This window comes from Cupriavidus oxalaticus (assembly GCF_004768545.1).
Taxonomy (GTDB): domain Bacteria; phylum Pseudomonadota; class Gammaproteobacteria; order Burkholderiales; family Burkholderiaceae; genus Cupriavidus; species Cupriavidus oxalaticus_A.
Genome location: NZ_CP038634.1, coordinates 922,469 through 947,762, shown reverse-complemented (window position 1 = coordinate 947,762; position 25,294 = coordinate 922,469). Strand labels below are relative to the sequence as shown.

The following is a 25,294-nucleotide window of genomic DNA, read 5'->3' as shown; positions in this document are numbered from 1 at the left end:
CGGCATGTCAACGCAACTGTCTTCACCGTCGGCCACGCCGCCCGCGGCTCCGCCACTTGGCGGGGTGCGCGGCCTGCTGGCCGACTGGTCGTCGGACCAGCAGGCCTTCAAGGTGTCGTGGGGCAAGACCATGATGTGGATCTTCCTGCTGTCCGACACCTTTGTCTTCAGCTGCTTCCTGACCGGCTATATGTCGGTGCGGATGGCGACCACGGTGCCATGGCCGAATCCCAGCGAGGTATTCGCGCTGCACGTGGGCGGCGCCGATATCCCGCTGCTGCTGATCGCTATCATGACTTTCGTGCTGATCACCAGCAGCGGCACCATGGCGATGGCCGTCAACTTTGCCTACCGGCGCGCGCGCCGGGAATGCGCGCTGCTGATGCTGGTGACGGCGCTGTTCGGCATGCTCTTCGTCGGCATGCAGGCGTTTGAATGGACCAAGCTGATCGTCGACGAGGGCGTGCGGCCGTGGAGCAACCCGATGGGCGCGGCGCAGTTCGGCTCGACGTTTTTCATGATCACCGGCTTCCACGGCCTGCACGTGTCGTGCGGCGTGATCTACCTGCTGGTGGTGGCCACGCGCGTGCTGCGCGGGCGCTACGAAGCCACCGGCAACTACCAGATCGTCGAGATCGCCGGGTTGTACTGGCACTTCGTTGACCTGGTCTGGGTGTTCATCTTTGCGTTGTTCTATCTCTGGTGAGGGCGGCCATGGCATCGACTCCCGCATCCCCCGCAGGCTCCACGACGCCCGCGCAGCCGGCCGCGCACGAATCCGGGCATGCCGGCGCGCATAGCGGCCAGCAGCATCCCATCGGGCTGTACCTGAAGATCTGGTTGTTGCTGTTCGTGCTGTCGACGCTGTCCTACCTGGTCGACTATTTCCACGTCACCGGCTACCTGCGCTGGACGCTGATCCTGGTGTTCATGGCGCTGAAGGCGGGGCTGATCGTGGCGGTGTTCATGCACATGGCATGGGAACGCATGGCGCTGATCTGCGCCATCCTGGTCCCGCCGCTGTGCCTGCTGGTGCTGGTCTGGCTGATGGCGGAAGAAGCGAACTATACGTTCCTGACGCGCGGCATCTTCTTCCGCTGACGGGGAGGGCGCCGCCGGCTCCGGGAGGGAGCCGGCGGCAGGCCGCCTCAATGGCTGTCGCCGTCGTTCGGCTTCAGACCTGGGTGATGAACTTGGTCACAAGGTAGCCGTCGAACGTCTCCAGGCCGCCCTCGCTGCCGATGCCCGAGTCCTTGATGCCGCCGAACGGCGTCTCGGCCAGCGCCATGCCGAAGTGGTTGATGTTGACCATGCCCGCTTCCAGCCCGTTGGAAACTTCCGTTGCGGTCTTCAGCGAGTTGGTAAACACATACGAGGCCAGGCCAAAGGGCAGGCTGTTGGCGCGGCGCAGCACCTCGGCGGTGTCCTTGAAGCGCGTGACCGGCGCCACCGGGCCGAACGGCTCGTCGGTCATCAGGCGCGAATCGTCGGGCAGGTCGGTCACCACGGTCGGCGCGAAGAAATAGCCCTTGTCGTTGCCGAGGGCGCTGATGCGCGAGCCACCGGCCACCACCTTGCCGCCGCGCTGGCTGGCATCGTCCAGGAACTGCTCCATCGACAGCACGCGGCGCTCATGCGCCAGCGGGCCCATCTGGGTGCCGTCGTCCAGGCCGTTGCCCACCTTGATCGAGCCGATCACCTCGGTAAAGCGCGCCAGGAACTTGTCGTAGGCCTTCTCCTGGACATAGAAGCGCGTCGGCGACACGCACACCTGGCCGGCATTGCGCAGCTTGAAGCGCGCCAGCATCTCGGCGGCGGGCTCGATGTCGGCGTCGTCGAACACCAGCACCGGCGAATGCCCGCCCAGCTCCATGGTCACGCGCTTCATGTGCGCGCCGGCCAGCGCGGCCAGCTGCTTGCCCACCGGCACCGAGCCGGTGAACGAGATCTTGCGCACGATCGGCGATTCGATCAGGTAGGTCGACACTTCGCTGGGCACGCCCCAGACGATGTTCAGCACCCCCGGCGGCAGGCCGGCGTCATGGAACAGCTGCGCCAGCGCCACCACCGCGCTGGGCGAGTCCTCCGGGCCCTTCAGGATCAGCGTGCAGCCCGCACCGACCGCGGCCACGATCTTGCGGATCGCCTGGTTGAACGGGAAGTTCCACGGCGTGAATGCGGCGCAGACTCCGATCGGCTCGCGCACCACGATCTGCCGCACATTGGGCTGGCGCGGCGGAATCACGCGGCCGTAGATGCGGCGGCATTCCTCGGCGTGCCAGTCGGCATGCTCGGCGCAGACCATGATTTCGCCGATGGCTTCGGCCAGCGGCTTGCCCTGGTCCAGCGTGATATTGCGGCCGATCTCCCTGGCGCGCTCGCGGGCCAGCTCGCCCACGCGGCGCAGGATCTTGCCGCGCTCCAGCGGCGAGGACTTCTTCCAGCTCTCGAACGCGCGCTGCGCGGCGGCGAGCGCGTGGTCCAGGTCGGCGCGGGTCGCGTGCGGCAGCTTGCCCAGCACTTCCTCGGTGGCCGGATTGATGACGTCCTGCTCGCGCCTGTCGCCTCCCTTGATGAATTCACCGTCGATATAGAGGGCGAGATCCTGGTACATGCGTGTTCTCCTTGGTGGCGTTCGATGGGCGAAGGGCAAGGCCGCGGCGGCGGGCAACCCCGCGGCCGCGGCCGTCAGTGAAAACGCAAGCTTACCGCGACTGCGGCGATCATGCAGTGGACGCTGCGCCGGGGGGGCGGGCGCAGGCAGGGAGGAAAGTGCGGCACCCGTCCCCCGCCGGCGCGAGGGAGCTATGGGCCGGAGCGGACTGCGCCCGTGGGCGCTCAGGCCAGGTCGCGCGGCCGGGCGGCCGGGGTGGCGCCGGTGCGGGTGGCTTCCACCACCAGGATCACCAGCAGCGTGATCAGCGTCAGGCTGAACACGGCATAGCCGATGCTGTCGCCCTCGATGGCGAACAGGCTGGGCGCATAGGTCGGGCTGGTGCAGACCATGGTGCCGGCGGACATGCCGGTGTAGTGCATGCCGCAGACCGCCACGCCCATCACCACCGCCGCGGCCAGCTGCTTGCCGCCCGTCTTCACCGTGGTGGCCAGCCACAGCGCCACTACCGACACCACGACGGCGATCACCGCCGACAGTGCGATCACGCCCAGGTCCCAGTCAAAGCCAGGGCTGCGCGTCGTTGTCGTCCGCACACGCCTCAGGGGCGTGTACGCCATGTCATCGCGATATCGCCGGTCTATGTGTGGTTGACCACATAGACGTGAACCCCCCGGTGCCGCGCCCTGTAGAATTTGTCGGACCTATACCTAAACCCCCTAAACCGTCTTCACGTGCGCGCCATCCGGCTTCTTCTGCTGGTCATGATGCTGGCCTTCCTGCCTCTCCAAGGCTGGGAGGATGCGGTCGCGCACACCGTGTCGGCGGACGCCACGGCCAGGGCCGCCGAGGCCGAGTTCGCAGAGCGCGGCGACGCCGGCCACCCCATACCATCTTCGGAAGCCGCCGAGCCGTCGGAGCAGCCCGGCCCCGATCCTTTCGAGCAGCTGTTATCGCCCTCCCCGCTATATCCCGCGGCCTGTGCGGGTAGTGCCAGCCGGCCGCATTACACCGACGGGCCACGGCCCGGTCCCGACCTGCCACGCCTGCCGCGTCCTCCACGCGGCTGATCCCTCACCGTGAGCGGTGTGCGCGATCGCGTTCGGCGTCCTGGCAACAATGATCGTGGCCTAGTTCTCGCGCCAGCGTGAATTGTGCCCTCGATGCGGGTGCCGCCGGGCTGGTGGCCTCGCCCACGCGAACGGCACGACTTTCCGGTCATTCCAGTCATTCACCCATCGAAAGCGCATCGCGGCGCCTCAGTCCGTAAGCTGATGCCAGCGAGACCAATGCCCCGGCGCTGAGCGCGCTGGCACGGGTTCTCTGATATGGAATCATCAATGCAATCGATCCTGCTTCAACCAGGCATGCCAGCGTGGCGGGAAACGCTGGCACGCTGCCACCATGACTGCCATCACACGCCAGGCTGGTACGTAGCAGCAGAGCGCAGTGAGCGCGGCAGTGCGGCTGCCGTCCATGTCACCGACGGATCCCGCGACTTGCTGGTTCCGCTCGTGTGCCGGCCGCTTACCAATGTCAGTTGGGACGCCACCTCGGCCTACGGTTACGGAGGACCGGTAGTGAGCCACGGCGCACCGGCCGGGTTCGCCGACGAGGCGCTTGGCGCCGCGCTGGCGTTGCTGCGCCGTGAAGGCTGCGTGTCGTGGTTTATCCGCATGCACCCATTGCTGAATGCGGACTGGCGGAGCCGCTTCGGGTTGGTGGTCGAGCAAGGGGCCACCGTCTCGATCGACCTCACGAAGAGCCCGGAGCGGCTGTGGCAGGAAACCCAGGCGCGCCACAAGCGCGGCATTAACCGCGCCCGCCGCGCTGGCGTCACCGCACGGCTAGATAGTGACTTCGCCACGCTGCCGCGGTTTATCCGGCTCTACAACGAAACCATGACGCGGTTAAATGCGTCAGCGTATTACTTCTTCGACGCGCAATACTACCGGACCCTGGTGCGATCCCTCGGCAGCGACCTGTTGCTGTTCGTGGCCGAAGAGGACGACTGCGTCATCGGCGGGGCATTGTTCACCGTGTCACGCGAGTCGGGCATCATGCAATACCACCTCGCAGGCTGGGATTGGGAATACCGTCATCGCCAGCCGTCAAAGACGGTGATCCATGCCGCGCGCGAATGGGGCCGGCTTAACCGCATGAGCTGCCTGCACCTGGGCGGCGGATTGGGTTCGGCGAACGATTCTCTGCAGGAATTCAAGCTAGGTTTTTCGCCTGACACGCATGTGTACCGGACGCAGCGCGTGGTTGTGGATCCTGAGCGCTATGTGGCGCTGTCCGGCGGCGACAAATCCACGCTGGACGAACTGGACGGCTACTTCCCGGCGTACAGGCGCCCGGGGGGGCGTTTCGGGCCAGCGCTGCCGTCGACGCTTGTGGCGAGACCATCCCGCCAGGCGAAGCCTGAAGCAAGCGATGGCGGCAGGGGCAATGCAGATTGCCTAGTTGAGGAGGTGTGATTGTGAGGGGGCGTGATTGCCGGCTTCGGCGGGAAGCTGATCGCTGGCGCGGCGGAGCGTGATTACGCCGGCGACTTTGCCATACCGCGCCACCCGCCGATGCTTGCTGAAAGCCATTCGAAAGATCAGCCTGTCATCCTGCAACCGCTGGCACTCCCTCCCGGCACACGCGCCGGCACACACCAGCGCGTCTTAACGGCCGCGCCTTGCCCTGACGCAAGCGCGCGCCGTCTTATTCGCCAGGCCAATAGCAACCCTCATCCAGCCTGCGCCGACCACCACTTCCAATACGAACGGCATTGCGAGCATATGCATCACATCATGATGTATTGAAGCAGCCCATTCTGTCAAAAAACCCCTTATTTAAAGGGTATATCGGTAAATACCCGTAAACAAAGACAAATGAAAGGCACCTGAAAGATCACCTCTTTAAGGTTCGATCCATCCGTCGGAAACCATGCCCACGGCATGCCGCGTTGCGCAGAGCCAGCGCACGTCCCGGCCTTGCATTTCATGAACTTTGAGGAGAATCGTTTTGCGCATACGCAGCCAAAAGGACTTTGCCTCCGGCCTGATGTTTATCCTGGTCGGTCTGGGCTTTTCCTGGGTCGCACGCGGCTATTCCATGGGAACGGCCGCAAAGATGGGACCCGGATATTTCCCCTTCCTGCTGGGCCTGGTGCTCGCCGTGTTGGGCGCGGTAGTGCTGCTCGGCTCGCTCTCGTCCAAGGGCGAGGAAGACCACCTTGCCCGCTGGGACCTGAAGACCCTGCTGTGGATCCTGGGTTCGGTAGTGCTGTTCGGCCTGCTGCTCAAGCCGCTCGGCATGGTGCTGTCCGTGTTCGTGCTGGTGCTGGTGTCGTCGATGGCGAGCCATGAATTCAGCTGGAAGGGCGCGTTGCTCAACGGCGTAGTGCTGGTGCTGATCAGCCTGGGTGCGTTCGTGTACGGCATCAACCTGCAGATGCCGGTGTGGCCGGCTTTCCTGGGCAGCTAAGGAGTCGCAAACCATGGAATTGTTTGACCATCTTGCGCTGGGCTTTTCCACGGCCCTGTCGCTGCAGAACCTGGCCTACGCCTTCCTCGGCTGCGTGCTGGGCACGCTGATCGGCGTGCTGCCGGGCCTGGGGCCGCTGGCTACCATCGCCATGCTGCTGCCGATCACCTACACGCTGCCGCCGGTGGCCGCGCTGATCATGCTGGCCGGCATCTACTACGGCGCGCAGTACGGCGGCTCGACCACCGCCATCCTGGTGAACCTGCCGGGCGAATCGTCGTCGGTGGTGACAACCATCGACGGCTACCAGATGGCAAGACGAGGACGGGCGGGCGTGGCGCTGGCCACCGCCGGCCTGGGTTCGTTCTTCGCCGGTTGCGTCGCCACGCTGATCCTGGCCGCGTTTGCCACGCCGCTGTCGGAAATCGCGTTCAAGTTCGGTCCCGCCGAATACTTCTCGCTAATGGTGCTGGGCCTCATCGGCGCCGTGGTGCTGGCTTCCGGCTCGCTGCCCAAGGCAATCTCGATGATCGTGCTGGGCCTGCTGCTGGGCCTGATCGGAACCGACGTGAACTCGGGCGCCGCGCGCTTCTCGTTCGACGTGCCGGAGCTGACCGACGGCATCGACTTCGTGGCACTGGCCATGGGCATGTTCGGCTTCGCGGAAATCATCGCCAACCTGGAGCAGAAGGAAGCCCGCGAGACCTTCACCAACAAGGTCACCAACCTGTTCCCGACCAGGGACGACTTCAAGCGCATGATTCCCGCGGTGCTGCGCGGCACGGCGCTGGGTTCGGCGCTGGGCATCCTGCCTGGCGGCGGCGCGGCGCTGGCATCGTTCGCGGCCTACTCGCTCGAGAAGAAGACCTCCAGGTTTGCGCACGAGTTCGGCAAGGGCGCGATCGAAGGCGTGGCGGGTCCGGAATCGGCCAACAATGCAGCGGCGCAGACTTCGTTCATCCCGCTGCTGACGCTGGGCATTCCGCCCAACGCGGTGATGGCGCTGATGGTGGGCGCGATGACCATCCACAATATCCAGCCCGGCCCGCAGGTGATGACCAGCAACCCGGCGCTGTTCTGGGGCCTGATCGCCTCGATGTGGATCGGCAACCTGATGCTGATCATCCTGAACCTGCCGATGATCGGTATCTGGGTCAAGCTGCTGACCGTGCCGTACCGCTTCCTGTACCCGGCGATCCTGACGTTCTGCTGCATCGGCGTCTACTCGGTCAACAACCAGACCTTCGACGTGTTCATGGCTGCGGGCTTCGGCATCATCGGCTACCTGTTCCTGAAGCTCAAGTGCGAGCCGGCGCCGCTGCTGCTGGGCTTCGTGCTGGGGCCGATGATGGAAGAGAACTTCCGCCGCTCGCTGCTGCTGTCGCGTGGTGACTTCACGGTGTTCGTGACGCGCCCGCTGTCGGTCGGCCTGCTGATCGCGGCTGCCGCGCTGGTGGCGGTGGTAGCCCTGCCGTCGATCAAGGCCAAGCGCGAAGAAGCGTTCCAGGAAGAATAGCGCCGCGCGTGCTGCCCCGGGAATGCGCCGTTGGAACGGTTCACCCCAGGCGGCGCATCACAACGCAAGCGTTCCGGGGTGCCTCTGTGCACCCCGTTTTTCTTTGGCTGGGCCGCACGGCCCGCCATCACGACAAGAGAGTGCCCGACTGCGGCAGCAGTCATGGGCTGCGCATGATGATCAGGATTCCCGCACCGTCGGGTGCGCCGACAGCGCCCATGAAACCGCCAACCCTTGACCGGTTTTTCTCACGTATCTACGTCCTCAAGCTCGTGCAGTCGAGTCCTTCGACGGTGCTGAGCCTGGTCGAACGCCTGCGCGAACGCGGCATCGACAAGAACATCCGCTCGCTGCGGCCGGTGCTGCGCAGCCTGATGATGGCGCGTGCCATTACCGCCGAGCTGGTCGAAGGCAGCGGCCGCGTGTACTGCATCACGGAGCGCGGGCGTGCCGAACTGGAGCAGTACATCTCGCACCTTGCGGTGCTGAAGGCGGAGCTGGCGCCGGACGAGGGCGAGCAGCCCTGAGCGTCATTCCCTGGTGAAGATCTCCAGGAAATGCTTGCTCGGGTCCTCGAAATAGATCCGGCGGCCGCCATCGTCGGTACTGACCTGTTCCGGCCGGCGGCGGTACGGGTCGGCCCAGTACATCAGGTGGCGCGCGCGGATGCGGGCAAAGCTCTGGTCGAACTCGGCGTCGCTCAGCAGGAAGGCGTAGTGCTGCAGGGCAACATCGCCTCCGGCGTCCATAAAGTCCAGCGTGACGCTGTTGTCGAGCCGGACGGCAAGAAATGGCCCGAACGGCACTGCCGCAGGTCGACCCAGTATCTCGCAGAGGAAGTCGGCCGATACCTTCTTGTCATGGGAAAACACGATGGTGTGATTGAGCTGGATAGCCATGTCCGCAATCTCCCAAAGCTGTGTGGAGGGAGCAGCGCGTCATCATGCCACGGCGGACATGCGCGCCACGCGCGTCCCACGCCGATAGCGTACAGGTTTTGGCGGCTGGATGTCGCCCGCAATAAGCACAGGCCGGTCCAGTGGACCGGCCTGCGGCGCCTGCCCGCGCGGCTGGCTCGGGCAGGATCATGCTTGCTGCGTTATTGCGATACCAGCTCCAGGCCGGCCTGCGACTCGTCATCGCCGCGTGCCACCAGCACCTTGATCTTGTTCGGCACGGACGCGCCGACGCCGTCAGTCGGAATGGTGGTGATCAGCCAGTCGGCGTTGTTGGCCAGCGTCAGCGTGCCCGAATCAAAGATCACGGTCTTGGTGCCCGCCGTGGTAATACGCAGCCGATAGGTGCCGCCGTCCATGTCGACCGAATCGGACCCGGAGGCCGGCGATGCCTGCTTGTAGCCCACGTTGCTGAAGTTCGGGCCGACCGAATTGAGGTCGACCGCCGGCATGGTCAGGTAGAAATCGACGTTCTGCGCATTGAACGAAGCGTTCAGCGTGCGCACGCGCGCCTTGTGCGAGAACAGGCCCTTTTCGAACGGATCGTCGATCTGCAGCACTTCGGCGCCGGTCGCGCCTGGCAGTGCGACCACGGTGTACTTGTGGCCGGTGGCTGCCACGATGGTGGTGCGGCCGAGTTCGGTCTGCGTGCCGGCAGTGTTGAACGAGATCAGCTGGTTGCCGGTTTCGACGTTGAAGTAGGTCGAGACAAACTTGTACGGCTTGTTGGTGAAGCTGGTCAGCGCGCCGTTCTGCAGGATGTCGACGTTGGGGCCGCCGGTGACCGCATGGATTGCGCGGACGCTCGGCTTGCTCAGGCCGATGCGATCGTCGATACCGTCATCGCCGCCGCCGCAGGCGGACAGGATTGCCGTTGCGGCCAGCGCAAGGCCGAATATAAGACTGGACTTGGATCGGAACATGGGTCACCTCTTACCGTTGGACTCAGAGACGAGCTGGCCCATGCCGCGCGGCGGGTGCGCCGGTAGCTGGCCAGTTGGCTTTCTGCATGGACTGCAGGCGCGGCGTACGCGCGTGCCGGGATGCAACTGCCGTGATGCAACGATAGGTATGAAGTGTGGTGCGAGACAGGCGCGCGCTTCCGAATTCCCTGTCGGAGGAATCCCACAAGACGCGGTGGCCACAATGCGTCCGAAATACGGCAAAGCGTGACCGGCTATGGGTTGGCGGCGGCCGGCCCGAAGCGCCGACTTGTGCGGGCCTGCGGCAACTACTGTGTAACCGGTTGTTGCAACCGGCGTGTCGACGCCATTGACCCCGTCATTAAGGCAAGGGTTTTGGCGCGATCGGGCTCATCGCTAAGGCAGTGACATCATGACCTGGTTGCGCCCGTTGCGCTTGGCCTGGTACAGCCCCGCATCGGCGACCTCCACCAGCCGGCTCGACGGCTCACCGGCCTGCGGCACCAGCAGCGCGCCGCCGATGCTGACGGTCACGCAATCGCTGGTGGGCGAGCCGCTGTGGGCGATGGCAAGGTCCTGCACCGCGCGCCGTACTTTCTCGGCCAGCAGCCGCACGCCGCCGGGCGAGGTGCCCGGCAGCACCATCGCGAACTCTTCGCCGCCGAAACGCGCGGGCAGGTCCGATGCCCGCGTGCAGTTGTCCCTGATCACCGCGGCCACGCGCCGCAGCACGTCGTCGCCGGCGACGTGGCCATAGGTATCGTTGTAGGCCTTGAAGGCGTCGACATCGATCATCAGCAGCGCCAGCTGCGTCTGCTCGCGCTGCGCGCGGCGCCATTCCGCGCCGAGGTATTCGTCGAAGTAGCGGCGGTTGGACAGCCCGGTGAGGCCGTCCGAGTTGGTCAGCCGCTGCAGTTCCAGGTTGGTCTCGAGCAGTTGCTGCTGGCTTTGCCGCAGCGCACGGTAGGCTTCGTCGCGCTGCAGCAGGTTCAGGTACGAGCGCGAGTGGTAGCGGATGCGCGCGACCAGCTCGATGCTGTCGGGCAGCTTGACCAGGTAGTCATTGGCGCCGGCGGCGAAAGCCGCGCTCTTCATCGAGGCCTCTTCCTTGGTCGACAGCACGATGATGGGGATATCGTGCGTGGCGGCGTTCTCGCGGTAATGGCGAACCAGCGTCAGGCCGTCGACGCCCGGCATGACCAGGTCCTGCAGGATCACCGTGGGCCGGGTGCGCTGCGCCACGGCAACGGCTTCGCCGGGCTGCGAGCAATAGTGGAAATCGATGTCGGGCTCGGTGGACAGCGCACGGCGCACCGCTTCGCCGACCATGGCCTGGTCGTCCACCAGCAGCACCATGACCTGGTAGTCCGATGCGTTAGAGGCGAGGGCAGGGTGTTGGGAGTTCATGCTGTAATCCTGGGGTGTTGCGCTCCCGGGCCGGGCCCGGGACGTGTTCTGGCAGTATGGCGGCGCTCACGGCAGTGGCGCGGCCAGGCCGGTGCGGCCGCACGCCTGCACCAGCCGTGGCGCGATGCGGCCCAGCGGCAGGATTTCGGCCGCCGCGCCAAGCGCCGCCGCCGCCTTGGGCATGCCGTACACGGCGCTGGTGGCGCGGTCCTGTGCGATCGTCAGGAAGCCGCGATCATGCATCGCCTTCAGGCCGAGCGCGCCGTCGCGGCCCATGCCGGTCAGCAGCACGCCGACCATGTCGCCGCGCCAGTGCTCGACCACGCTTTCAAAGAATACATCGATGGAGGGCCGGTACAGGTAGTCGCACGGTTGTTCGGTATAGACCATGCGCGTCGGGCTTGCCAGGCGCAGGTGGTCGTTGGTGCCGGCCAGCAGCACCGTGCCGGCCTGCGGCGTGTCGCCGGCGCGGGCGATGCGCACCGGCAGCGCGCATTGTCCGTCGAGCCATTCGGCCATGCCGGCGGCGAAGGCCTCGTCGACGTGCTGCACGGCCACCACCGCCGCGCCGAAGTCGGCCGGCAGCGCGCCCAGCAGCGCCGCCAGCGCGGCCGGGCCGCCGGCGGAGGCGCCGATCGCCACCAGGCGGGGCGCGGCGACGGCGCGCGGCGCGGCTTGCAGCTTGTGCTGCGGGGCCACGCGGCCAGCCAGCAGCCGGCCGATATTGCGCATCTTGCGCAGCAGCGGGCCGGCGGCGAGCTGTGCATCGGCTTCCGTCAGCGTGGGCGTATCGACCGCGTCGATGGCGCCGTGTCCCATCGCCTCGAACACCTGCTCGGCATTGCGGCCGAGATCCATGGTGACCACCACGATCGCGCAGGGCGTGGCCGCCATGATCCGGCGCGTGGCTTCGACGCCGTCCATCACCGGCATCAGCAGGTCCATCAGGATCAGGTCCGGGGTGCGGGCCGCGGCCATCTGCACGGCTTGTTCGCCGTCGACGGCGACCCAGGCGAGCTCGAAGGCGGGGTCCAGCGCGATGGCCCGGCGCAGCGCGGCGACGGCGAGCGGGGAGTCGTTGACGATGCCGATTTTCATGAGCGTGCCTCGCCGATCAGGTCCTGCACCGCGTCGAGCAGCGCGGCGTCGTGGAAACTGCCCTTTGCCAGATAATAGTCCGCGCCCGCTTCCAGGCCGCGCTGGCGGTCCTGCTCGCGGTCCTTGTACGACACCACCATCACCGGCAGCTGGCGCAGCGCGGCGTCATGGCGGATCCTGCTCACCAGCTCGATGCCGTCCATGCGCGGCATGTCGATATCGGTGATGACCAGGTCGAAAGGCTCGGCGCGCAGCACGTTCCAGCCGTCCATGCCGTCGACCGCCACCGCGACATCGTAGCCGCGCCCGGCCAGCAGCTTGCGCTGCAGCTCGCGCACGGTGAGCGAGTCGTCGACCACCAGCACGCGCCGCGCGCGCGCTTGCACGCTGGCTTCGGCAGCGTGGCGCACGCCTTCGATGCGGCCTTCGGAGACCAGCTTCTCGACCGAGCGCAGCAGGTCTTCCACGTCGAAGATCAGTACCGGCGTGCCGTCGTCGGTCAGGCTGCCGGCGGCGATGTCCTTCACCTTGCCCAGCGCGGCGGGCAGGGGCTGCACCACCAGCAGCCGTTCGCCCAGCATGCGGTCGACCGCGATGCCGTAGGTGCGCTCGCCCTCGCCGACGATGATCACCTGCACGTCGTCGCGCTCGTGCGCAATGCTCTCCGGCCGCTGCATTACCTGCGCCGCGCTGACCAGGCCGATGGCACGGCCCTCGTGGCGGAAATGCTGGTGGCGTTCGGTCTGCTCGATCTGCGCGCGTCCGACCGCGGCGGCGCGCAGCACATGCCCGAGCGGGAAGGCATAGGCCTCGCCCGTGACCTCCACCAGCAGCGTGCGCACCACCGACAGCGTCAGCGGCAGCTCGAGGTGGAAGTGCAGGCCCTGCCCGGGCTGCTGCGTCAGGCGCAGGCTGCCGCGCACGCGCCGCACCATCTCCTGCACCGCATCCAGGCCCACGCCGCGGCCGGACACTTCCGACACCGTGTCGCGCATGCTGAAGCCGGGCAGCAGCAGGAAATCGAGCAGCTCCGCCTGCGACAGCCGCGCCGCGGTCTCTTCCGAAGCAAGGTTGCGCCGCACGATCGCGCGCCGCAATGCGTCCAGGTGGACGCCGGCGCCGTCGTCGAAGATCTCGATCACCAGCCGGCCGGCGTTGTGGCGGGCCTGCAGCGTGACCCGGCCTTCGGCGGGCTTGCCCTGGGCCTGGCGCACCGCGGGCGGCTCGATGCCGTGGTCCACCGCGTTGCGCAGCAAGTGGGCGAGCGGGGCGTCGAGCGCTTCCAGGATGTCGCGGTCGACCTGCGTGCCCGCGCCGACCAGCTCCAGGTGCACGGACTTGCCGAGCGCACGGCCCAGGTCCCGAACCATGCGCGCGTAGCCGGTCAGCCCATCCGCGAGGGGGCGCATGCGCGAGCCCAGCGCGCTGTCGTAGAGCCGGCGCGCAAGGCGCGTGGCGCGGTGGTCGTACTGGTCGAATTCATCGGCCCGCCGCGACAGCTCGCCATGCCCGTCTTCGAGCAGCTGGCGCAATCCGGCCAGCGCCACGCGCGCGCCGGCGTTGTCCGCGAGGGTGTCCTGCAGCGCGTCCTGCAGCGCATCGGCTGCGCGCAGCGCGCGCGCCTGCTGGCGCCTGGCCTTCTGCAGCGCCTGGCCGAATGGCCGCAGCCAGTGCGACTCGACCATGGCCTCGCCGGAGAGTGCCAGCAGCTGGTCGAGGGCATCGGCGTTGACGCGCAGCATGCGCTCCTGCGGCTCGCCGGGGGCGACTGGCTGTGGCCCCGTTGCCTGCGGCTGCGGGATGGGTGCGGCTGGCGCTGGTGGTATGGCGGGCCCATCGTCTGCCGGCACTGTCCACGGCGCGGCTTGCGGGGCTGCAACGGGCGGCAGGGCCAGGCCGCCATCCAGTGTGCCCAGCCGCTGCACCACCGCATCGATCCCGGCGCGGCCGGCGCCGTCGGCCCAGCCCGGATCGCCGCCGGGCGGATGGCCGATGCGCAGCAGCAGGTCGGTGCCCTGCAGCAGCGCGTCGATATGCGCGGCCGTCAGCGGCATGCCGCCCTGCGCGGCGACTAGGCAGTCTTCCATGGCGTGCGCCATGCGCACGCCGGCGTCGAGCCCGACGATGCGCGCCGCGCCCTTGAGCGAATGCGCCGCGCGCATGCACGCCTCCAGGTGCTCGGCGGCGGCCGGGTTGCGCTCCAGCGCCAGCAGCCCGGCGTTGAGGATTTCGGCCTGCGATTCGGCCTCGAGCGCGAACAGCTCGAGCAGCGAGGCGTCGCGCAACTGTTCGGGGTTCATGCCAGGCTCCGTGCCAGTGCCTGGCGCAGCAGGGCCGCGTCGAGCAGGCCGACGCTGCGGCCATGGTCCAGGAATAGCGCCTGCGTGTAGCGCGCCGACGCGCGGCCCAGCGTGGCCGGCAGCGGCTGCAGCGCGGGTCCGGATACGCGCACCACGCCGGAAACCTCGGCCACCGGCAGCGCGAGCGCGGCGCGGCCCTGGCCGAGGATCAGGAAGCGGCTGCCCGCTGCCTCGCCGGCATCGCCGGCCTCGCCAGTGCCGAACAGCCGTGCCAGCGACAGGCACACCAGCAGGTTGCCGCGCACGGCCGCCAGGCCCAGCACCGCGGCATCGCGTCGGTGCGGCAGCGAATGCACCGGACACGGCGCGGTGACTTCGCCCAGTGCCGCGGTCGGCAGCGCCAGCCATTCTTCGCCGATGCGGAATACCAGGCACGACAGCGCGTTGCCGTGCCCGGCGTACGGGTCGTCCGCTTCTCCGCCCATGGCTGCCGCATCGGGCAGCGCATCGGCGTTCTGGTCGAGCAGGTCTGGCAGGTCGAGCTGCTGCGCATCCAGCAGCATGGCCGCGGCTTGCGCGTAGGTCGGGCAGTTGCGGCAGTGCGCGTGCTCGGCCAGCGCCGGGCAGGAGCCGTCGCCGCGCACGCCGATGCGGCGCCAGCAATCGTCCACTGCGACGGTGGCCGCGCAGGTTCCGCGGAAAATGCCTTGCGGTTCAGCCATGGTGCTTGCGGGTGTGGCGTTGCGCGCGCTGGCGCAGGCGCATGGCGCCGTCGTGGTCGCCTTCGGTGTCGAGCAGCGCGGCCAGGTGGTACAGGCTCTCCTGGTGCGCCGGGTCCAGGTACAGCGCCTTGCGGTAGGCGGCGTGCGCCTGCGCGGTGCGGCCGGCGGCGTCGTGCAGCACGCCCTGCATGCACCAGGCGCCGGCGGCGCCCGCATCGGTGCCGATGCGGTCGAGCAGTGCCTGGCAGGCGGCGCCAGCGGCCTCGAGTTCGCCACGGTCGGCCATGCCGGCGATACGGGCCAGTTCGCTGGCGTGCGCATGGCCGGGCATGACGGTAGCAGCAGGCGTGCCGGGCGCGGGCGCTGGCCGCACGACGGGCCTGGCCGGCACCGGCGAGCGCGGCAGGCGCGGCGGCGCAGCCATCCTTGCCCCCTGCGGCGGGTGCGCGATGGCGACCGGTGTGGCGCGCGGCGAGGGTTTGCGGAAGGCAAAGGTCAGCGGCAGGCCGACCGGCACCATCCCCTGCGCGCTCAGCAGGCTGGCCTCGGCCGGGCCGACGAAAAGCAGGCCGTCGGCCATCGTCAGCCGCGCCAGCGTCTGCACCGCGCGCCGCTGGTCGGGCGCAGCGAAATAGATCAGCAGGTTGCGGCAGAAGACGAAGTCATAGGGCGGCTCGCCGGCGAGCAGGTCGGGATCGACCAGGTTGCCCTGCAGCAGCCGCACCTGCGCACGCACACGCGGGTCCAGCGCGTAGCCGGCGGGGCCGGCGGTGAAATAGCGGTCGCGGAAGTCGAGCGGGCCACTGCGGAAGGCGTTGGCGCCGTACTCGCCCTGGCGCGCGCGCGCCAGCGCCCGGGCGCTGATGTCGACGGCGTCGATGCAAAAGCGCGCCGCCGGCACGCCGGCATCGAGCAGGGCCATGGCGATCGAATAGGGCTCTTCGCCGGTGGAGCAGGGCAGGCTCAGCACGCGCAGCGTGCGCGTGCCGTCGGCAAAGGCGCGCTCGGCGGCAAAGCGGCCCAGCGCCAGTAGTGCCTCGCGATGCCGGAAGAACCAGGTCTCGGGCACCACCACCGCCTCGATCAGCGCCTGGAACTCGCCGGCGGTGCCGTGCAGCAGGTTCCAGTACGCCTGCGTATCCGCTGCCTGCACTGCGTGGCTGCGCTCGCGCACCGCGCGTTCCACCGCGCCGCTGCCGATGGCATCGGCGTCCAGGCCGATGCGGGCCTTGAGCAGGGCCTCGATGTGTGTGGCAGTGCTCATGCGGGGTCTCCGGACGTGTCGGCGAACAGCATCGCATGGATTTCGTCTGGCAGCAGGGCGTCGATGCGCACCCACTGCACCAGGCCGCGCGCGTCATGGCGCACCGGCCCCAGGTAGCGCGGGCTGGCGCCCGCTATGCCGCTATCGACAAAGGATTCGGCCGGGCAGCGCAGCATCTGCGTGGCGGACTCAAGCCGCAGGCCGAGCAGCCGAGGCGCGGCGGTGCCGCGATGGCGGTAGTGGACCAGCACCGTGCGCGTGCTGGTGCGCAGCGCCGCCGGCACGCCGGTCGCCAGCGCCGGCAGGTCGATCACCGGCACCGGCTGGCCGCGGCGCTCCATCATGCCGGCCACCCAGGCGGGTGCGCCGGGCACCTGCTTCTGGCGCGTCAGCGGCAGCACCTCGGCGACCTCGGCCGCATCCAGGGCGTAGTGGTCGGCGCCAAGACGGAACAGCAGGAAGAGCTTCATGGTTGCGAGGCGGAAGGCTGGGCGGGCCAATACGGGCCAATACGGGCCGATAAGGTCCAGTAAGGGGCCGCCTAGACCTTGAAGCGCGAGACGCCGCTGCGCAGGTCGTTGGCGACCAGCGTCAGTTCGTCGATGGCCTGGCCCGACTGGCGCAGCGATTCGACCGTCTGCTGGGCGGCTTCCGACAGTTGCATCAGCGCCTGGTTGATCTGCTCGGCGCCGCCGGCCTGCGCCTGCATGCCCTCGCTGACCATGACCACGCGCGGCGCCAGCGATTGCACCTGGGCGATGATCTGAGACAGCTGGTCGCCCACCTGCGTCACCTCCGACATGCCGCGGCGCACTTCTTCCGAGAACTTGTCCATGCCCATCACGCCCGCGGCAACGGCCGACTGGATCTCGCGCACCATCTGCTCGATGTCGTAGGTGGCCACCGCAGTCTGGTCGGCCAGGCGGCGGATCTCGGTGGCCACCACCGAGAAGCCGCGGCCGTACTCGCCGGCCTTCTCGGCTTCGATCGCGGCATTGAGCGACAGCAGGTTGGTCTGGTCGGCCACCTTGGCAATGGTGGTCACCACCTGGTTGATATTGCCGGCCTTCTCGTTCAACGTGGCGAGCTTGCCGTTGACCGAGCCGGCGGCTTCCATCACGTGCTGCATGGTGCCTTCCATGCGCGACAGGCCCACCTGCCCGGTGCCGGCCAGCCCGGCCGCCTGCTCGGCGGCGCTGGACACCTCATGGATGGTGCGCACCAGGTCGCGCGCGGTGGCCGAGATCTCGCGCGAGGTGGCGCCGATCTGCGTGGTGGTGGCGGCGGTCTCGGTGGCGGTGGCCTGCTGCTGGCGCGCGGTGGCGGCGATCTCGTTGACCGAGGTGGTGACCTGGATCGCGGTGCGCTGCGCCTGGCCCACCAGCGAGGTCAGCTCGCCGGTCATCTGGTTGAAGCCTTCCTCGACCTCGTGGAACTCATCCTTGCGGCGCAGCGCCATGCGCTGGCGCAGGTCGCCGCCGCGGATGCCGGCGAGCAGGCCGACGATCGACTGCATCGGCACGGTGATCGCGCGCAGCAGCAGGTAGCCGCACACCACGGCCACCACCAGCGCGACGATCAACGCGGCCTCGATGCTGATCTTGGCGGTGTTGACGGCATCGTCGATGCCGCGCGCGGCGCGTGCATTGACCGCGCTGTTGTCGTCGACCAGGTGCTGGGCCGCCTTGCGCGCGGCGATCCAGCGATCATGCACGGGGCCGCGCAGCGCCGCGACCGCGGCCGCGCCGTTCCAGTCGCCGGCCTGGGCCAGCACCTGCGCGGCCTGTTCATACTGGGCGCGCAGGTCGCGGTAGGCCTGGAACGCGACGCGGTCCTCGCTGCGCGTGATCGTGCCCTCGTACTGCTGCTCCAGCTTGTCCAGGCGCGCGGCCGCGTCCTTGCCCTGTTCCTGGAAACCGCGGCGCTCGTCGTCGTTCGAGGCATTGATGGTCTGCCAGGCAAGCACGTAGCGCTCGCCCCAGACGCCGCGGATACCGGTGCTGTAGTTCAGCCCCGGCAGGGCGTCATGCAGCATCAGCGCGGTCTCGCGCTCGATCGCATTCATCCGCATATAGGCGACCACGCCCATCAGGGCCATGACCAGCAGGATCATGGAAAAGCTGGCCAGGATGCGGGTACGGATGGTCCAAGCGTTCACGGTGAAGGTCCCGGTAATGTTCTTGTTCAGGGAGGAGCAGGGCGACGGAGCGCAATGTTACCGGGGGCGGCCGTTGCCCGCATCGCCGCGTCCAGGGCCGCTTTCCGGCTGCGCGGCTGCCGGCACGGCCCTGGTGCGCGGTAGGGTACTGTATGCCGCAAGCCGATTCAACGCGCAACCGCGCGACGGGCTCGCCAGCGTTGCGCCGCCGCATTGGGGTTACGGCAGCCGGCGGGAACTTCTTGATTTTTTCCAAGTTTTCGTCACACTTGCTAAATTGCTTGCGGGTAACAATGTCGACAATTACAGATGGGGCAGGGATGGTGGCCAAGTCCGGGGCGAAGGCGGCTGGCGCCTCGCCAGGCTCGGATCTCGATCCGCTGACCGGCGTTGACAATCGCCAGGGGTTTCTGAAGCGGCTGGAGGTGCGCCTGCAGGCTGAGGCGGTGCCCCGCTGCGCATTGCTGCTGATCGGCATCGATGATTTCCGTGCCTTCAATGATATGCACGGGCATGCCGAGGGCGACGTCATCCTGCAGCGGGTGGCCCGGCGCCTGCGCGATGCTTCGCCGCGCGATGCCGCCATCGGCCGCGTCGGCAGCGACGAGTTCGGCGTGCTGCTGCCTTCCATTTCCGATCCCACGCTGGTCCGGCATGTCGGCGCGGCGATCCTGTCAATGCTGTCTTCCCCGCATGAGCACGCCGGGCGCCGCCACCATGTGCTGGCCAGCATCGGCGCGTGCGTGATTCCCGCTGCCGGCGAACTGGGTTCAGACGTACTCGCCGCCGCCAGCCTGGCGCTGGCCCGTGCCAAGCACGACGGCGGCCGCACCATCCGCTTCTTCAAGCCGCAGATGCGCTCGGACGTGACCGCGCGCCTGTCGCTGGTCCAGGCCCTGCACGAAGCCTACGCGCAGCGCCAGTTCGAGCTGCTGTACCAGCCCCAGGTCGACCTGCGCGACGGCCGAATCCGCGGCGCCGAGGCGCTGATGCGCTGGCGGCATCCGACCCGCGGGCTGATCGTGCCGGCACTGTTCATCGACGCGCTGGCTGCCAGCAGCATTGCCAGCGACGTCGGCATGTGGCTGCTGCAGACCACGTGCGCGCAGGCGCGCGCGTGGTCGCTGGCGTTTTCGCAGCCGCCGCGCGTCGCCATCAACCTGTTTGCGGCGCAGCTGTCCGAAAGCCGCCTTCTGACCGAGGTGCGCCACGTGTTGCGCGCGCTGGAGCTGGCGCCGGATTGCCTGGAGATCGAGATCACCGAGACCATCGCGCTGCAGCAGGGCGACGAGGTCTCGGACCAGCTGCAGGCGCTGCGCCGCGACGGCGTGACGCTGACCTGCGATGATTTCGGCACCGGCTATGCGTCGCTGAGCTTCCTCAAGTCGTTCCCGGTCGACCGGCTCAAGATCGACCAGTCCTTTATCCGCAATGTCACCCAGGATCCGGTCGACGCCGCGATCGTGCGTTCGGTGATCAACGTGGGCAAGAGCCTGCGCATCGGCGTGGTCGCAGAGGGCGTCGAGACCCCGGAGCAGCGCGACTTCCTGCTGGCCCACGACTGCTACGAGGCGCAAGGCTACCTGTATGGGCGGCCGATGCCGGCCGACCGGCTGACCGAACTGCTGCGCGAGCAGCAAGGCCGCTGAAACCGCCGCCGGCCGGCCGGCGCGCGCCGGCTCCGGCAATACCGGCACAACCGGCAATAGTTGTTTCTACCTTTGACGCCCGGTGTGCCGCCGCGCATCGCCCGCCGCCCGCCTTCCCGCCCGCCGCCTGCCTCGCGCCTCGTTTCCCGGCGGGCCACCATGCCACATGGTGAAATACGCGCTTACAAAGTCCGCCGCATGGGCCATGTTGCCAGGCTTCCCGGCAATGTATCGTGCCAATAGGATGGCGCGTTGCCATTGGCTTCGCCGATCGGTTCCGACCGGCTGCCCGCGCCGCATCCCGGAGCGTCTTGTCCCGACCTGAAATCATGTCCGAATCCGTCCAATCTGGTGGTTCCCGCCCGCTCGCCGGCCCGCGCACCCGGCTTGCCCTGACTGCGCTCGCCGCCGCCTCGGCCCTTGCGGTGGCGGCTGCTGCACTGGCCCAGGTGCCGCCACCCGGCCAGCCCTACCTGGACGCGCCCATCGTCGACGCCCCGGTTGCGCAGGCCGACCCGTCCGCCCGCATCGCCACGCTTACCGCGGTCGACGGCAACCTGAGCTTCGCGCCGGCCGGCTCGGACCAGTGGGCCGCCACCGGCCTGAACCGCCCGGTCACTACCGGCGACCGGCTGTGGATGGACGCCGGCGGCCGCGCCGAGCTGCACGCCGGCAACGTTGCCATGCGCATGGGCGGCGCGACCGCGGCCAGCATCCTGAACCTGGACGACGACACCACCCAGGTCAAGCTGACGCAGGGCACGATGCAGGTGCGCGTGCGTGCGCTGCCGCAGGACCAGACCGTCGAGATCGATACCCCCAACCTGGCCTTCGTGCCGCGCGAGCCGGGCGACTACCGGCTCGACGTGGCGCCGGACGGCAGCACCACCACGGTGACGATGCGGCATGGCAGCGCCGTGGTCTACGGCGATAGCCGCTCGATCGAGCTGCAGCGCGGCGATCGCATGCGCTTTGCCGGCACCGACCTGGCCGATGCCGGCGGCGGTCCGATTGCCGAGGACAGCTTCGACCGCTGGACCGCGGCCCGCGACGCCCGCGAAGACGCGTCGCCGTCGGCGCGCTACCTGCCGCGCGAAATGCCGGGCTACGCGGCGCTGGACGACTACGGCGACTGGCAGGAAGAACCCGCCTACGGCGCGGTCTGGTTCCCGCGCGTCGTCAGCGCCGGCTGGGCACCCTACAGCGTCGGCCACTGGGCATGGATCGCGCCGTGGGGCTGGACCTGGATCGACGATGCCCCATGGGGCTTCGCCCCGTCGCACTACGGGCGCTGGGCCTTCGTGGGCACGCGCTGGGGCTGGGTGCCGGGCCCGCGGGTGCGGCCGTGCTACTCGCCGGCCGTGGTGGCCTTTGTCGGCGGTGGCGGCGGCGGGCACGGCTGGAGCAGCGTGCAAGTGGGCGGGGGCCCCGGCGTGGCGTGGTACCCGCTCGGTCCGCGCGATGCCTACCGGCCGGCGTACCGCGCCAGTCCCAGCTATGTCGCGCGCATCAACCGCGTCACCGTCAACAACATCGTGATGGGCGACCGCGGGCGGCCCGTGCCGTATGCCAACCGCAACGTGCCTGGCGCCATCACCGGCATGCCGGCGCGCAATTTCGTCGAGGGTCGCCCGGTGCGCGGCATGCACCGCGCCGAATGGCGCAACCTGCCGGCCGGCGAGGCACGCGGCGGCCCGCCGGTGGCGCCGGTCAAGAACAGCCTGGTCGGCGCCGCGCCGGTGCGGCAGCTGCCGCCGCAGGCGCGCCCGGTCTTCGAGCGCCAGGCGATCGCGGCGCACCCGCCGGGACGGCCGGCCACCGATGACCTGGCCCGACGCTTCGCCCGCGAGGGCGGTGTCGTCCCCGGGGCGGGCCCGGCATGGCGCGGCAGCCCCGAGCCACGGCCGGGACGCCCCGGGCGCCCGGGACGCAAGGCGCAGCCCATGCCGGACGTGCGCATGAGCCAGGCCGCCCTGGCCGCGCGCGAGCAGCAGCCGCGCGCCGGCCGCCCGGACCCGGCCCAGGCGCCGGACGGCTGGCGCGGCAATGGCCGTGGGCAGAGCGCGCGTCCCGACGATGGACGCGGCTTTGCCGGCCAGCCTGATGCGCAACGCCAGGCGCAGGCCATGCAGCGCGAACAGCAGCAGGCGCGCGACCTGCAGCGGCAGCAGCAGGAAGCGATGGAGCGCCGCCAGCAGGACCAGCAGCGCCAGTGGCAAGGCCAGCCTGGCCGCGAACAGCAACAGGCGCGCGAACTGCAGCGGCAGCAGCAGGAAGCGATGGAGCGCCGCCAGCAGGAGCAGCAGCGCCAGTGGCAAGGCCAGCCTGACCGCGAACAGCAGCAGGCGCGCGAACTGCAGCGGCAGCAGCAGGATGCGATGGAGCGGCGCCAGCAGGAGCAGCAGCGCGGGCAGCAACGGCAGTGGGCGGACGGGCAGGATCGCCCCGATCCGGCGCGGCAGTCGCAGGAAATGCAGCGCCAGCGCTTCGAGCAGCAACGCCAGATGCAGGAGGCGCAGCAGCGCCAGGCCCAGGACGCCCAGCAGCGCCAGATGCAGGAAGGCCGCCAGCGCCAGCAGATGGAGCAGCAACGTCAGGCCCAGGACGCGCAGCGCCAGCAGATGGAGCAGCAACGCCAGGCGCATGACGCCCAGCGCCAGCAGATGGAACAGCAGCGCCAGGCCGCCGAGCAGCAGCGCCAGCAGGTGGAGCGCCAGCGCCAGATGGCCGACCAGCAGCGGCAGGGGCAGGAGATGCAGCGCCAGCGCTTCGAGCAGCAACGTCAGATGCAGGAGGCCCAGCAGCGCCAGGCGCAGGAAGTCCAGCAGCGGCAGGCACAGGCCGCCCAGCGTCAGCAGATGGAACAGCAGCGCCAGATGCAGGAACAGCAGCGGCAGGCGCAGGAACAACAACGGCAGATGCAGGAGCAGCAACGCCAGCAGGCCATGCAGCGCCAGCAGGCTGAGCAGCAGCAGCGCGCCGCGCAGGCGCAGCAGCGGCAGGCGCAGGAGCAGCAGCGGGCAATGCAGGAGCAGCAGCGCCACCAGCAGGAACAGCAGCGGCAAATGCAGGACCGCCAGCGCCAGCAGATGGAGCAGCAGCGCCAGCAACAGCAACAGCAGCAGCGCGCCCAGCACGACCGTGGGCAGATGGAGGCACGTAACCGCGACGGTGACCGGCCCCAGTAGCGGCGATGCCCCCGATGGGCCGGCGCGCCGTGCTAGCATGAACGCCAGCCCAGCAGCGCCCCCATCGCCCCATGACGACCCTCTACGCGACACTAGGCGTGCAAGCCGACGCCACCCTTGACGAGATCAAGCTGGCGTACCGGCGCGCCGCAATGAAATGGCACCCGGACCGCAACCTCGGCCGCGAGGCCGAGGCGCACGCGGCCTTCCAGGAAATCCGCGACGCCTACGCGATCCTGTCCGACGCCGAACAGCGCCAGATCTACGACGAAGTGTTCGAGCGCGAGATGCGCCGCTGGCAGGCGGAGCAGGAAGCACACGAAGAGCAGGAACGCGCCGCGCAGCGCGAGGCCCAGCGCGCGGCGCAGGAACAGTACGAGAAGATGGTCACCATCGCCATGCGCTTTGCCGATGACGGCCACAACCGCGATGTCCTGTTTGGCGTGCTGCTCGGCCGCGATTGCGAGGCGGAGCTGGCGGCCCGCATCGCCGACAGCGTTTCGGCCTTGCAGGCATCGCGGCAGGCAAGCGCGGCTGCCGCGCAGGCGCCGGAACCCGAGGCAGCGGCGGCGTCAGGGCACGATGCCCCGGAGCGCCACAGGCGCCATCCCGGCGCCTTCGATTCGTTCTGGCACGGCCTGTTCGGCGTTCGCTCGTAGCGGCGCGCCGACCTCCGGCTGAGACGCGTCGGATCCTGTCGGTTGCCGCCAACAGAAAAAAGCCCCACAGGCGCGTGGCCTGCAGGGCTTTTCGGCGTGGATGGCCAACTCATTTGGCCAGCGCATTTGGCCAGCTCATCTGGCCACCTTACTTGGCCAGCTCCGACAGCCGCACCTGCGAGATCTTGCCGTTCTGTACCCAGCCCACCACGGTATCGGCCATCGAGCCGCCCTTGGCGTCGATGCCGTCGACTTCGTTGGGATTGACCTCCCTGGCCAGTCCCTTCACCGCGTCCGGCATCTTTGCGCGGATCGCCGCGGCATCGCTGGTGGTGCCCGCCAGCTTCATGGCGCCGGCCAGCGCATAGACCATGGTGTAGTTCAGCGACATCTCGGTGGTCGCATCGCGGCCGTCATGCAGCTTCTTGTACTTGGCATTGAACGCCTGCGCCGCCGGGCGGTTGTCGTTGACCAGCGGCAGCACGCCGATCGAGCCTTCCAGCATCGACAGCCCGTTGGTGACCTTGGCCATCTCGTCCATCTTGGCCTGGTCCATCACGATAAAGCCGCCCTTGAAACCCAGTTCGCGCGCCTGCTTGACCACAAGCGCGGTCGGCTCGGACGGTCCGCCGACGAACATCACGTCCGGCTTCTCGCTGATGGCGCGCGACACGCCGCTGTAGAAGTCGGTGGCCTTGGTGTACGACATCGGGTTGTTGGCCACCACCTTGCCGCCGGCCGATTCCCAGGCCGGCACGAAGGCCTGCACCCAGGCCTTGGCATAGTCGTGATCCGCCGGCGTCAGCGCCACGTTCTTGCCATAGCGCTTCATCTGCGCCTTGATGAACGGCTCGATATAGCCGGTATAGGCCGGGGGGATGCGGATGGTCAGCTTGTTGCCGGCATCGGTGATGCGCGGCACGCTGGAATAGGCCATCACCAGGAATTTCTCCTGCTCGTTGAAGGCCTGCAGCGCAAAGATGCCGCCCGAGTGCGGCACGAAGATCGCCGCGGTCTTGTGCTGCTGCACCAGCCGGCGGCCGTTGATGGCGGCCTCGGCGGGCGAGTACTTGTCGTCCAGCGCCACCACTTCCAGCTTGACCTTCTTGCCCTTGACCTCCAGCCCGGCGGTGTTGATTTCATCCACCGCCATCTGCACGCCCGACAGCACGTTCTTGCCATAGAGCGCGGCGCCGCCGGACAGCGGGCCGGTATAGCCGATCTTGACGACTTCCTGCGCCAGCGCGGCGCCCGAAGCCATTATGGCGGTCATGGCGGCCACGGCGGTGGCGGCCAGCGGGAAGATACGGCGGATGATGTTGCTTTGCATGGTGATGTCTCCTGGATGTACTGCGCTTGTTAT

At 68.5% G+C, this 25,294-nt stretch carries 21 protein-coding genes and 1 pseudogene; 10 read left to right on the top strand and 12 right to left on the bottom strand.

Going from position 1 to position 25,294, the window contains the following annotated elements; genetic code table 11:
• Positions 1-4: 4 nt before the first annotated feature.
• Positions 5-706, top strand: coding sequence for a heme-copper oxidase subunit III family protein (locus E0W60_RS04095; RefSeq protein ID WP_133095807.1), 702 nt, complete (start codon positions 5-7; stop codon positions 704-706).
• A gap of 8 nt (positions 707-714) precedes the next feature.
• Positions 715-1,101 carry a cytochrome C oxidase subunit IV family protein gene (locus tag E0W60_RS04090; RefSeq protein ID WP_133095806.1) on the top strand — a complete coding sequence of 129 codons (387 nt, stop codon included), beginning with the start codon at positions 715-717 and terminating at the stop codon, positions 1,099-1,101.
• Between the two features lie 73 nt (positions 1,102-1,174).
• Here E0W60_RS04090 and E0W60_RS04085 read toward each other — a convergent pair whose 3' ends face one another.
• On the bottom strand, positions 1,175-2,614 hold the full coding sequence (locus tag E0W60_RS04085) for an NAD-dependent succinate-semialdehyde dehydrogenase (RefSeq protein WP_135703115.1): 1,440 nt from the start codon (positions 2,612-2,614) through the stop codon (positions 1,175-1,177).
• Between the two features lie 224 nt (positions 2,615-2,838).
• Positions 2,839-3,180, bottom strand: a pseudogene (locus tag E0W60_RS04080) (MHYT domain-containing protein); the annotation flags it as partial.
• A 774-nt stretch (positions 3,181-3,954) separates the two neighbouring features.
• On the opposite strand from E0W60_RS04080, the gene E0W60_RS04070 reads away from it, so the two are divergent.
• The 5 genes from E0W60_RS04070 (at position 3,955) to E0W60_RS04050 (ending at position 8,134) form a co-directional block, all read left to right on the top strand.
• Positions 3,955-5,094, top strand: coding sequence for a GNAT family N-acetyltransferase (locus E0W60_RS04070; RefSeq protein ID WP_135703114.1), 1,140 nt, complete (start codon positions 3,955-3,957; stop codon positions 5,092-5,094).
• Positions 5,095-5,106: 12 nt separating this feature from the next.
• The gene (locus E0W60_RS04065) at positions 5,107-5,427 is read left to right on the top strand and encodes a hypothetical protein (RefSeq protein WP_135703113.1); all 321 of its coding nucleotides are present in this window, start codon (positions 5,107-5,109) and stop codon (positions 5,425-5,427) included.
• 202 nt (positions 5,428-5,629) lie between these two features.
• Positions 5,630-6,091: a tripartite tricarboxylate transporter TctB family protein gene (locus tag E0W60_RS04060; protein WP_135703112.1), complete on the top strand. Its 462-nt coding sequence runs from the start codon at positions 5,630-5,632 to the stop codon at positions 6,089-6,091.
• A gap of 13 nt (positions 6,092-6,104) precedes the next feature.
• Complete coding sequence (locus tag E0W60_RS04055) at positions 6,105-7,607, top strand: tripartite tricarboxylate transporter permease (protein ID WP_133095801.1); 1,503 nt, start codon at positions 6,105-6,107, stop codon at positions 7,605-7,607.
• A 218-nt stretch (positions 7,608-7,825) separates the two neighbouring features.
• Entirely contained in the window at positions 7,826-8,134 is a 309-nt protein-coding gene (locus E0W60_RS04050) for a helix-turn-helix transcriptional regulator (RefSeq protein WP_135703111.1), read from the top strand.
• A gap of 3 nt (positions 8,135-8,137) precedes the next feature.
• Here the strand turns inward: E0W60_RS04050 and E0W60_RS04045 are convergent, their stop codons facing one another.
• The 9 genes from E0W60_RS04045 to E0W60_RS04005 all read right to left on the bottom strand — a co-directional run bounded on the left by E0W60_RS04045 (position 8,138) and on the right by E0W60_RS04005 (position 18,435).
• Positions 8,138-8,506: a VOC family protein gene (locus E0W60_RS04045; protein WP_135703110.1), complete on the bottom strand. Its 369-nt coding sequence runs from the start codon at positions 8,504-8,506 to the stop codon at positions 8,138-8,140.
• Between the two features lie 200 nt (positions 8,507-8,706).
• Positions 8,707-9,486 (bottom strand): DUF4397 domain-containing protein, encoded by a 780-nt coding sequence (locus E0W60_RS04040; RefSeq protein ID WP_133095798.1) that lies wholly within the window; start codon positions 9,484-9,486, stop codon positions 8,707-8,709.
• Between the two features lie 396 nt (positions 9,487-9,882).
• Positions 9,883-10,893: a response regulator gene (locus E0W60_RS04035; RefSeq protein ID WP_133095797.1), complete on the bottom strand. Its 1,011-nt coding sequence runs from the start codon at positions 10,891-10,893 to the stop codon at positions 9,883-9,885.
• A 66-nt stretch (positions 10,894-10,959) separates the two neighbouring features.
• A complete protein-coding gene (locus E0W60_RS04030; RefSeq protein ID WP_133095796.1) occupies positions 10,960-11,991 on the bottom strand; it encodes a chemotaxis response regulator protein-glutamate methylesterase in 1,032 nt (343 codons plus the stop codon).
• On the bottom strand, positions 11,988-14,291 hold the full coding sequence (locus E0W60_RS04025) for a hybrid sensor histidine kinase/response regulator (RefSeq protein ID WP_135703109.1): 2,304 nt from the start codon (positions 14,289-14,291) through the stop codon (positions 11,988-11,990). The genes E0W60_RS04030 and E0W60_RS04025 overlap by 4 nt, the downstream gene beginning before the upstream one ends.
• A complete protein-coding gene (locus E0W60_RS04020; protein WP_135703108.1) occupies positions 14,288-15,013 on the bottom strand; it encodes a chemotaxis protein CheW in 726 nt (241 codons plus the stop codon). Before E0W60_RS04020 ends, E0W60_RS04025 begins: the two co-directional genes overlap by 4 nt.
• The gene (locus E0W60_RS04015) at positions 15,006-16,277 is read right to left on the bottom strand and encodes a CheR family methyltransferase (RefSeq protein WP_135703107.1); all 1,272 of its coding nucleotides are present in this window, start codon (positions 16,275-16,277) and stop codon (positions 15,006-15,008) included. The genes E0W60_RS04020 and E0W60_RS04015 overlap by 8 nt, the downstream gene beginning before the upstream one ends.
• Complete coding sequence (locus tag E0W60_RS04010) at positions 16,274-16,747, bottom strand: chemotaxis protein CheW (protein WP_135703106.1); 474 nt, start codon at positions 16,745-16,747, stop codon at positions 16,274-16,276. Before E0W60_RS04010 ends, E0W60_RS04015 begins: the two co-directional genes overlap by 4 nt.
• A 71-nt stretch (positions 16,748-16,818) precedes the next feature.
• Complete coding sequence (locus tag E0W60_RS04005; RefSeq protein ID WP_135703105.1) at positions 16,819-18,435, bottom strand: methyl-accepting chemotaxis protein; 1,617 nt, start codon at positions 18,433-18,435, stop codon at positions 16,819-16,821.
• Positions 18,436-18,755: 320 nt separating this feature from the next.
• On the opposite strand from E0W60_RS04005, the gene E0W60_RS04000 reads away from it, so the two are divergent.
• The 3 genes from E0W60_RS04000 to E0W60_RS03990 all read left to right on the top strand — a co-directional run bounded on the left by E0W60_RS04000 (position 18,756) and on the right by E0W60_RS03990 (position 23,931).
• Positions 18,756-20,084, top strand: coding sequence for a putative bifunctional diguanylate cyclase/phosphodiesterase (locus E0W60_RS04000; RefSeq protein ID WP_135703104.1), 1,329 nt, complete (start codon positions 18,756-18,758; stop codon positions 20,082-20,084).
• A 329-nt stretch (positions 20,085-20,413) separates the two neighbouring features.
• Positions 20,414-23,272 (top strand): DUF6600 domain-containing protein, encoded by a 2,859-nt coding sequence (locus tag E0W60_RS03995; protein WP_135703103.1) that lies wholly within the window; start codon positions 20,414-20,416, stop codon positions 23,270-23,272.
• A gap of 71 nt (positions 23,273-23,343) precedes the next feature.
• On the top strand, positions 23,344-23,931 hold the full coding sequence (locus tag E0W60_RS03990; RefSeq protein ID WP_133095788.1) for a J domain-containing protein: 588 nt from the start codon (positions 23,344-23,346) through the stop codon (positions 23,929-23,931).
• Between the two features lie 148 nt (positions 23,932-24,079).
• Here the strand turns inward: E0W60_RS03990 and E0W60_RS03985 are convergent, their stop codons facing one another.
• Complete coding sequence (locus E0W60_RS03985) at positions 24,080-25,261, bottom strand: ABC transporter substrate-binding protein (protein ID WP_133095787.1); 1,182 nt, start codon at positions 25,259-25,261, stop codon at positions 24,080-24,082.
• Positions 25,262-25,294: the final 33 nt, after the last annotated feature.

Bases quoted from the DNA above. Each gene is read 5' to 3' on its own strand.
- E0W60_RS04000 (WP_135703104.1), top strand. From the start codon at position 18,756: ATGGTGGCCAAGTCCGGGGCGAAGGCGGCTGGCGCCTCGCCAGGCTCG.
- E0W60_RS03990 (WP_133095788.1), top strand. From the start codon at position 23,344: ATGACGACCCTCTACGCGACACTAGGCGTGCAAGCCGACGCCACCCTT.
- E0W60_RS04050 (WP_135703111.1), top strand. From the start codon at position 7,826: ATGAAACCGCCAACCCTTGACCGGTTTTTCTCACGTATCTACGTCCTC.
- E0W60_RS04045 (WP_135703110.1), bottom strand. From the start codon at position 8,506: ATGGCTATCCAGCTCAATCACACCATCGTGTTTTCCCATGACAAGAAG.
- E0W60_RS03995 (WP_135703103.1), top strand. From the start codon at position 20,414: ATGTCCGAATCCGTCCAATCTGGTGGTTCCCGCCCGCTCGCCGGCCCG.
- E0W60_RS04030 (WP_133095796.1), bottom strand. From the start codon at position 11,991: ATGAAAATCGGCATCGTCAACGACTCCCCGCTCGCCGTCGCCGCGCTG.
- E0W60_RS04015 (WP_135703107.1), bottom strand. From the start codon at position 16,277: ATGAGCACTGCCACACACATCGAGGCCCTGCTCAAGGCCCGCATCGGC.
- E0W60_RS04055 (WP_133095801.1), top strand. From the start codon at position 6,105: ATGGAATTGTTTGACCATCTTGCGCTGGGCTTTTCCACGGCCCTGTCG.
- E0W60_RS04095 (WP_133095807.1), top strand. From the start codon at position 5: ATGTCAACGCAACTGTCTTCACCGTCGGCCACGCCGCCCGCGGCTCCG.
- E0W60_RS04085 (WP_135703115.1), bottom strand. From the start codon at position 2,614: ATGTACCAGGATCTCGCCCTCTATATCGACGGTGAATTCATCAAGGGA.
- E0W60_RS04025 (WP_135703109.1), bottom strand. From the start codon at position 14,291: ATGAACCCCGAACAGTTGCGCGACGCCTCGCTGCTCGAGCTGTTCGCG.
- E0W60_RS04020 (WP_135703108.1), bottom strand. From the start codon at position 15,013: ATGGCTGAACCGCAAGGCATTTTCCGCGGAACCTGCGCGGCCACCGTC.
- E0W60_RS03985 (WP_133095787.1), bottom strand. From the start codon at position 25,261: ATGCAAAGCAACATCATCCGCCGTATCTTCCCGCTGGCCGCCACCGCC.
- E0W60_RS04070 (WP_135703114.1), top strand. From the start codon at position 3,955: ATGCAATCGATCCTGCTTCAACCAGGCATGCCAGCGTGGCGGGAAACG.
- E0W60_RS04010 (WP_135703106.1), bottom strand. From the start codon at position 16,747: ATGAAGCTCTTCCTGCTGTTCCGTCTTGGCGCCGACCACTACGCCCTG.
- E0W60_RS04035 (WP_133095797.1), bottom strand. From the start codon at position 10,893: ATGAACTCCCAACACCCTGCCCTCGCCTCTAACGCATCGGACTACCAG.
- E0W60_RS04090 (WP_133095806.1), top strand. From the start codon at position 715: ATGGCATCGACTCCCGCATCCCCCGCAGGCTCCACGACGCCCGCGCAG.
- E0W60_RS04040 (WP_133095798.1), bottom strand. From the start codon at position 9,486: ATGTTCCGATCCAAGTCCAGTCTTATATTCGGCCTTGCGCTGGCCGCA.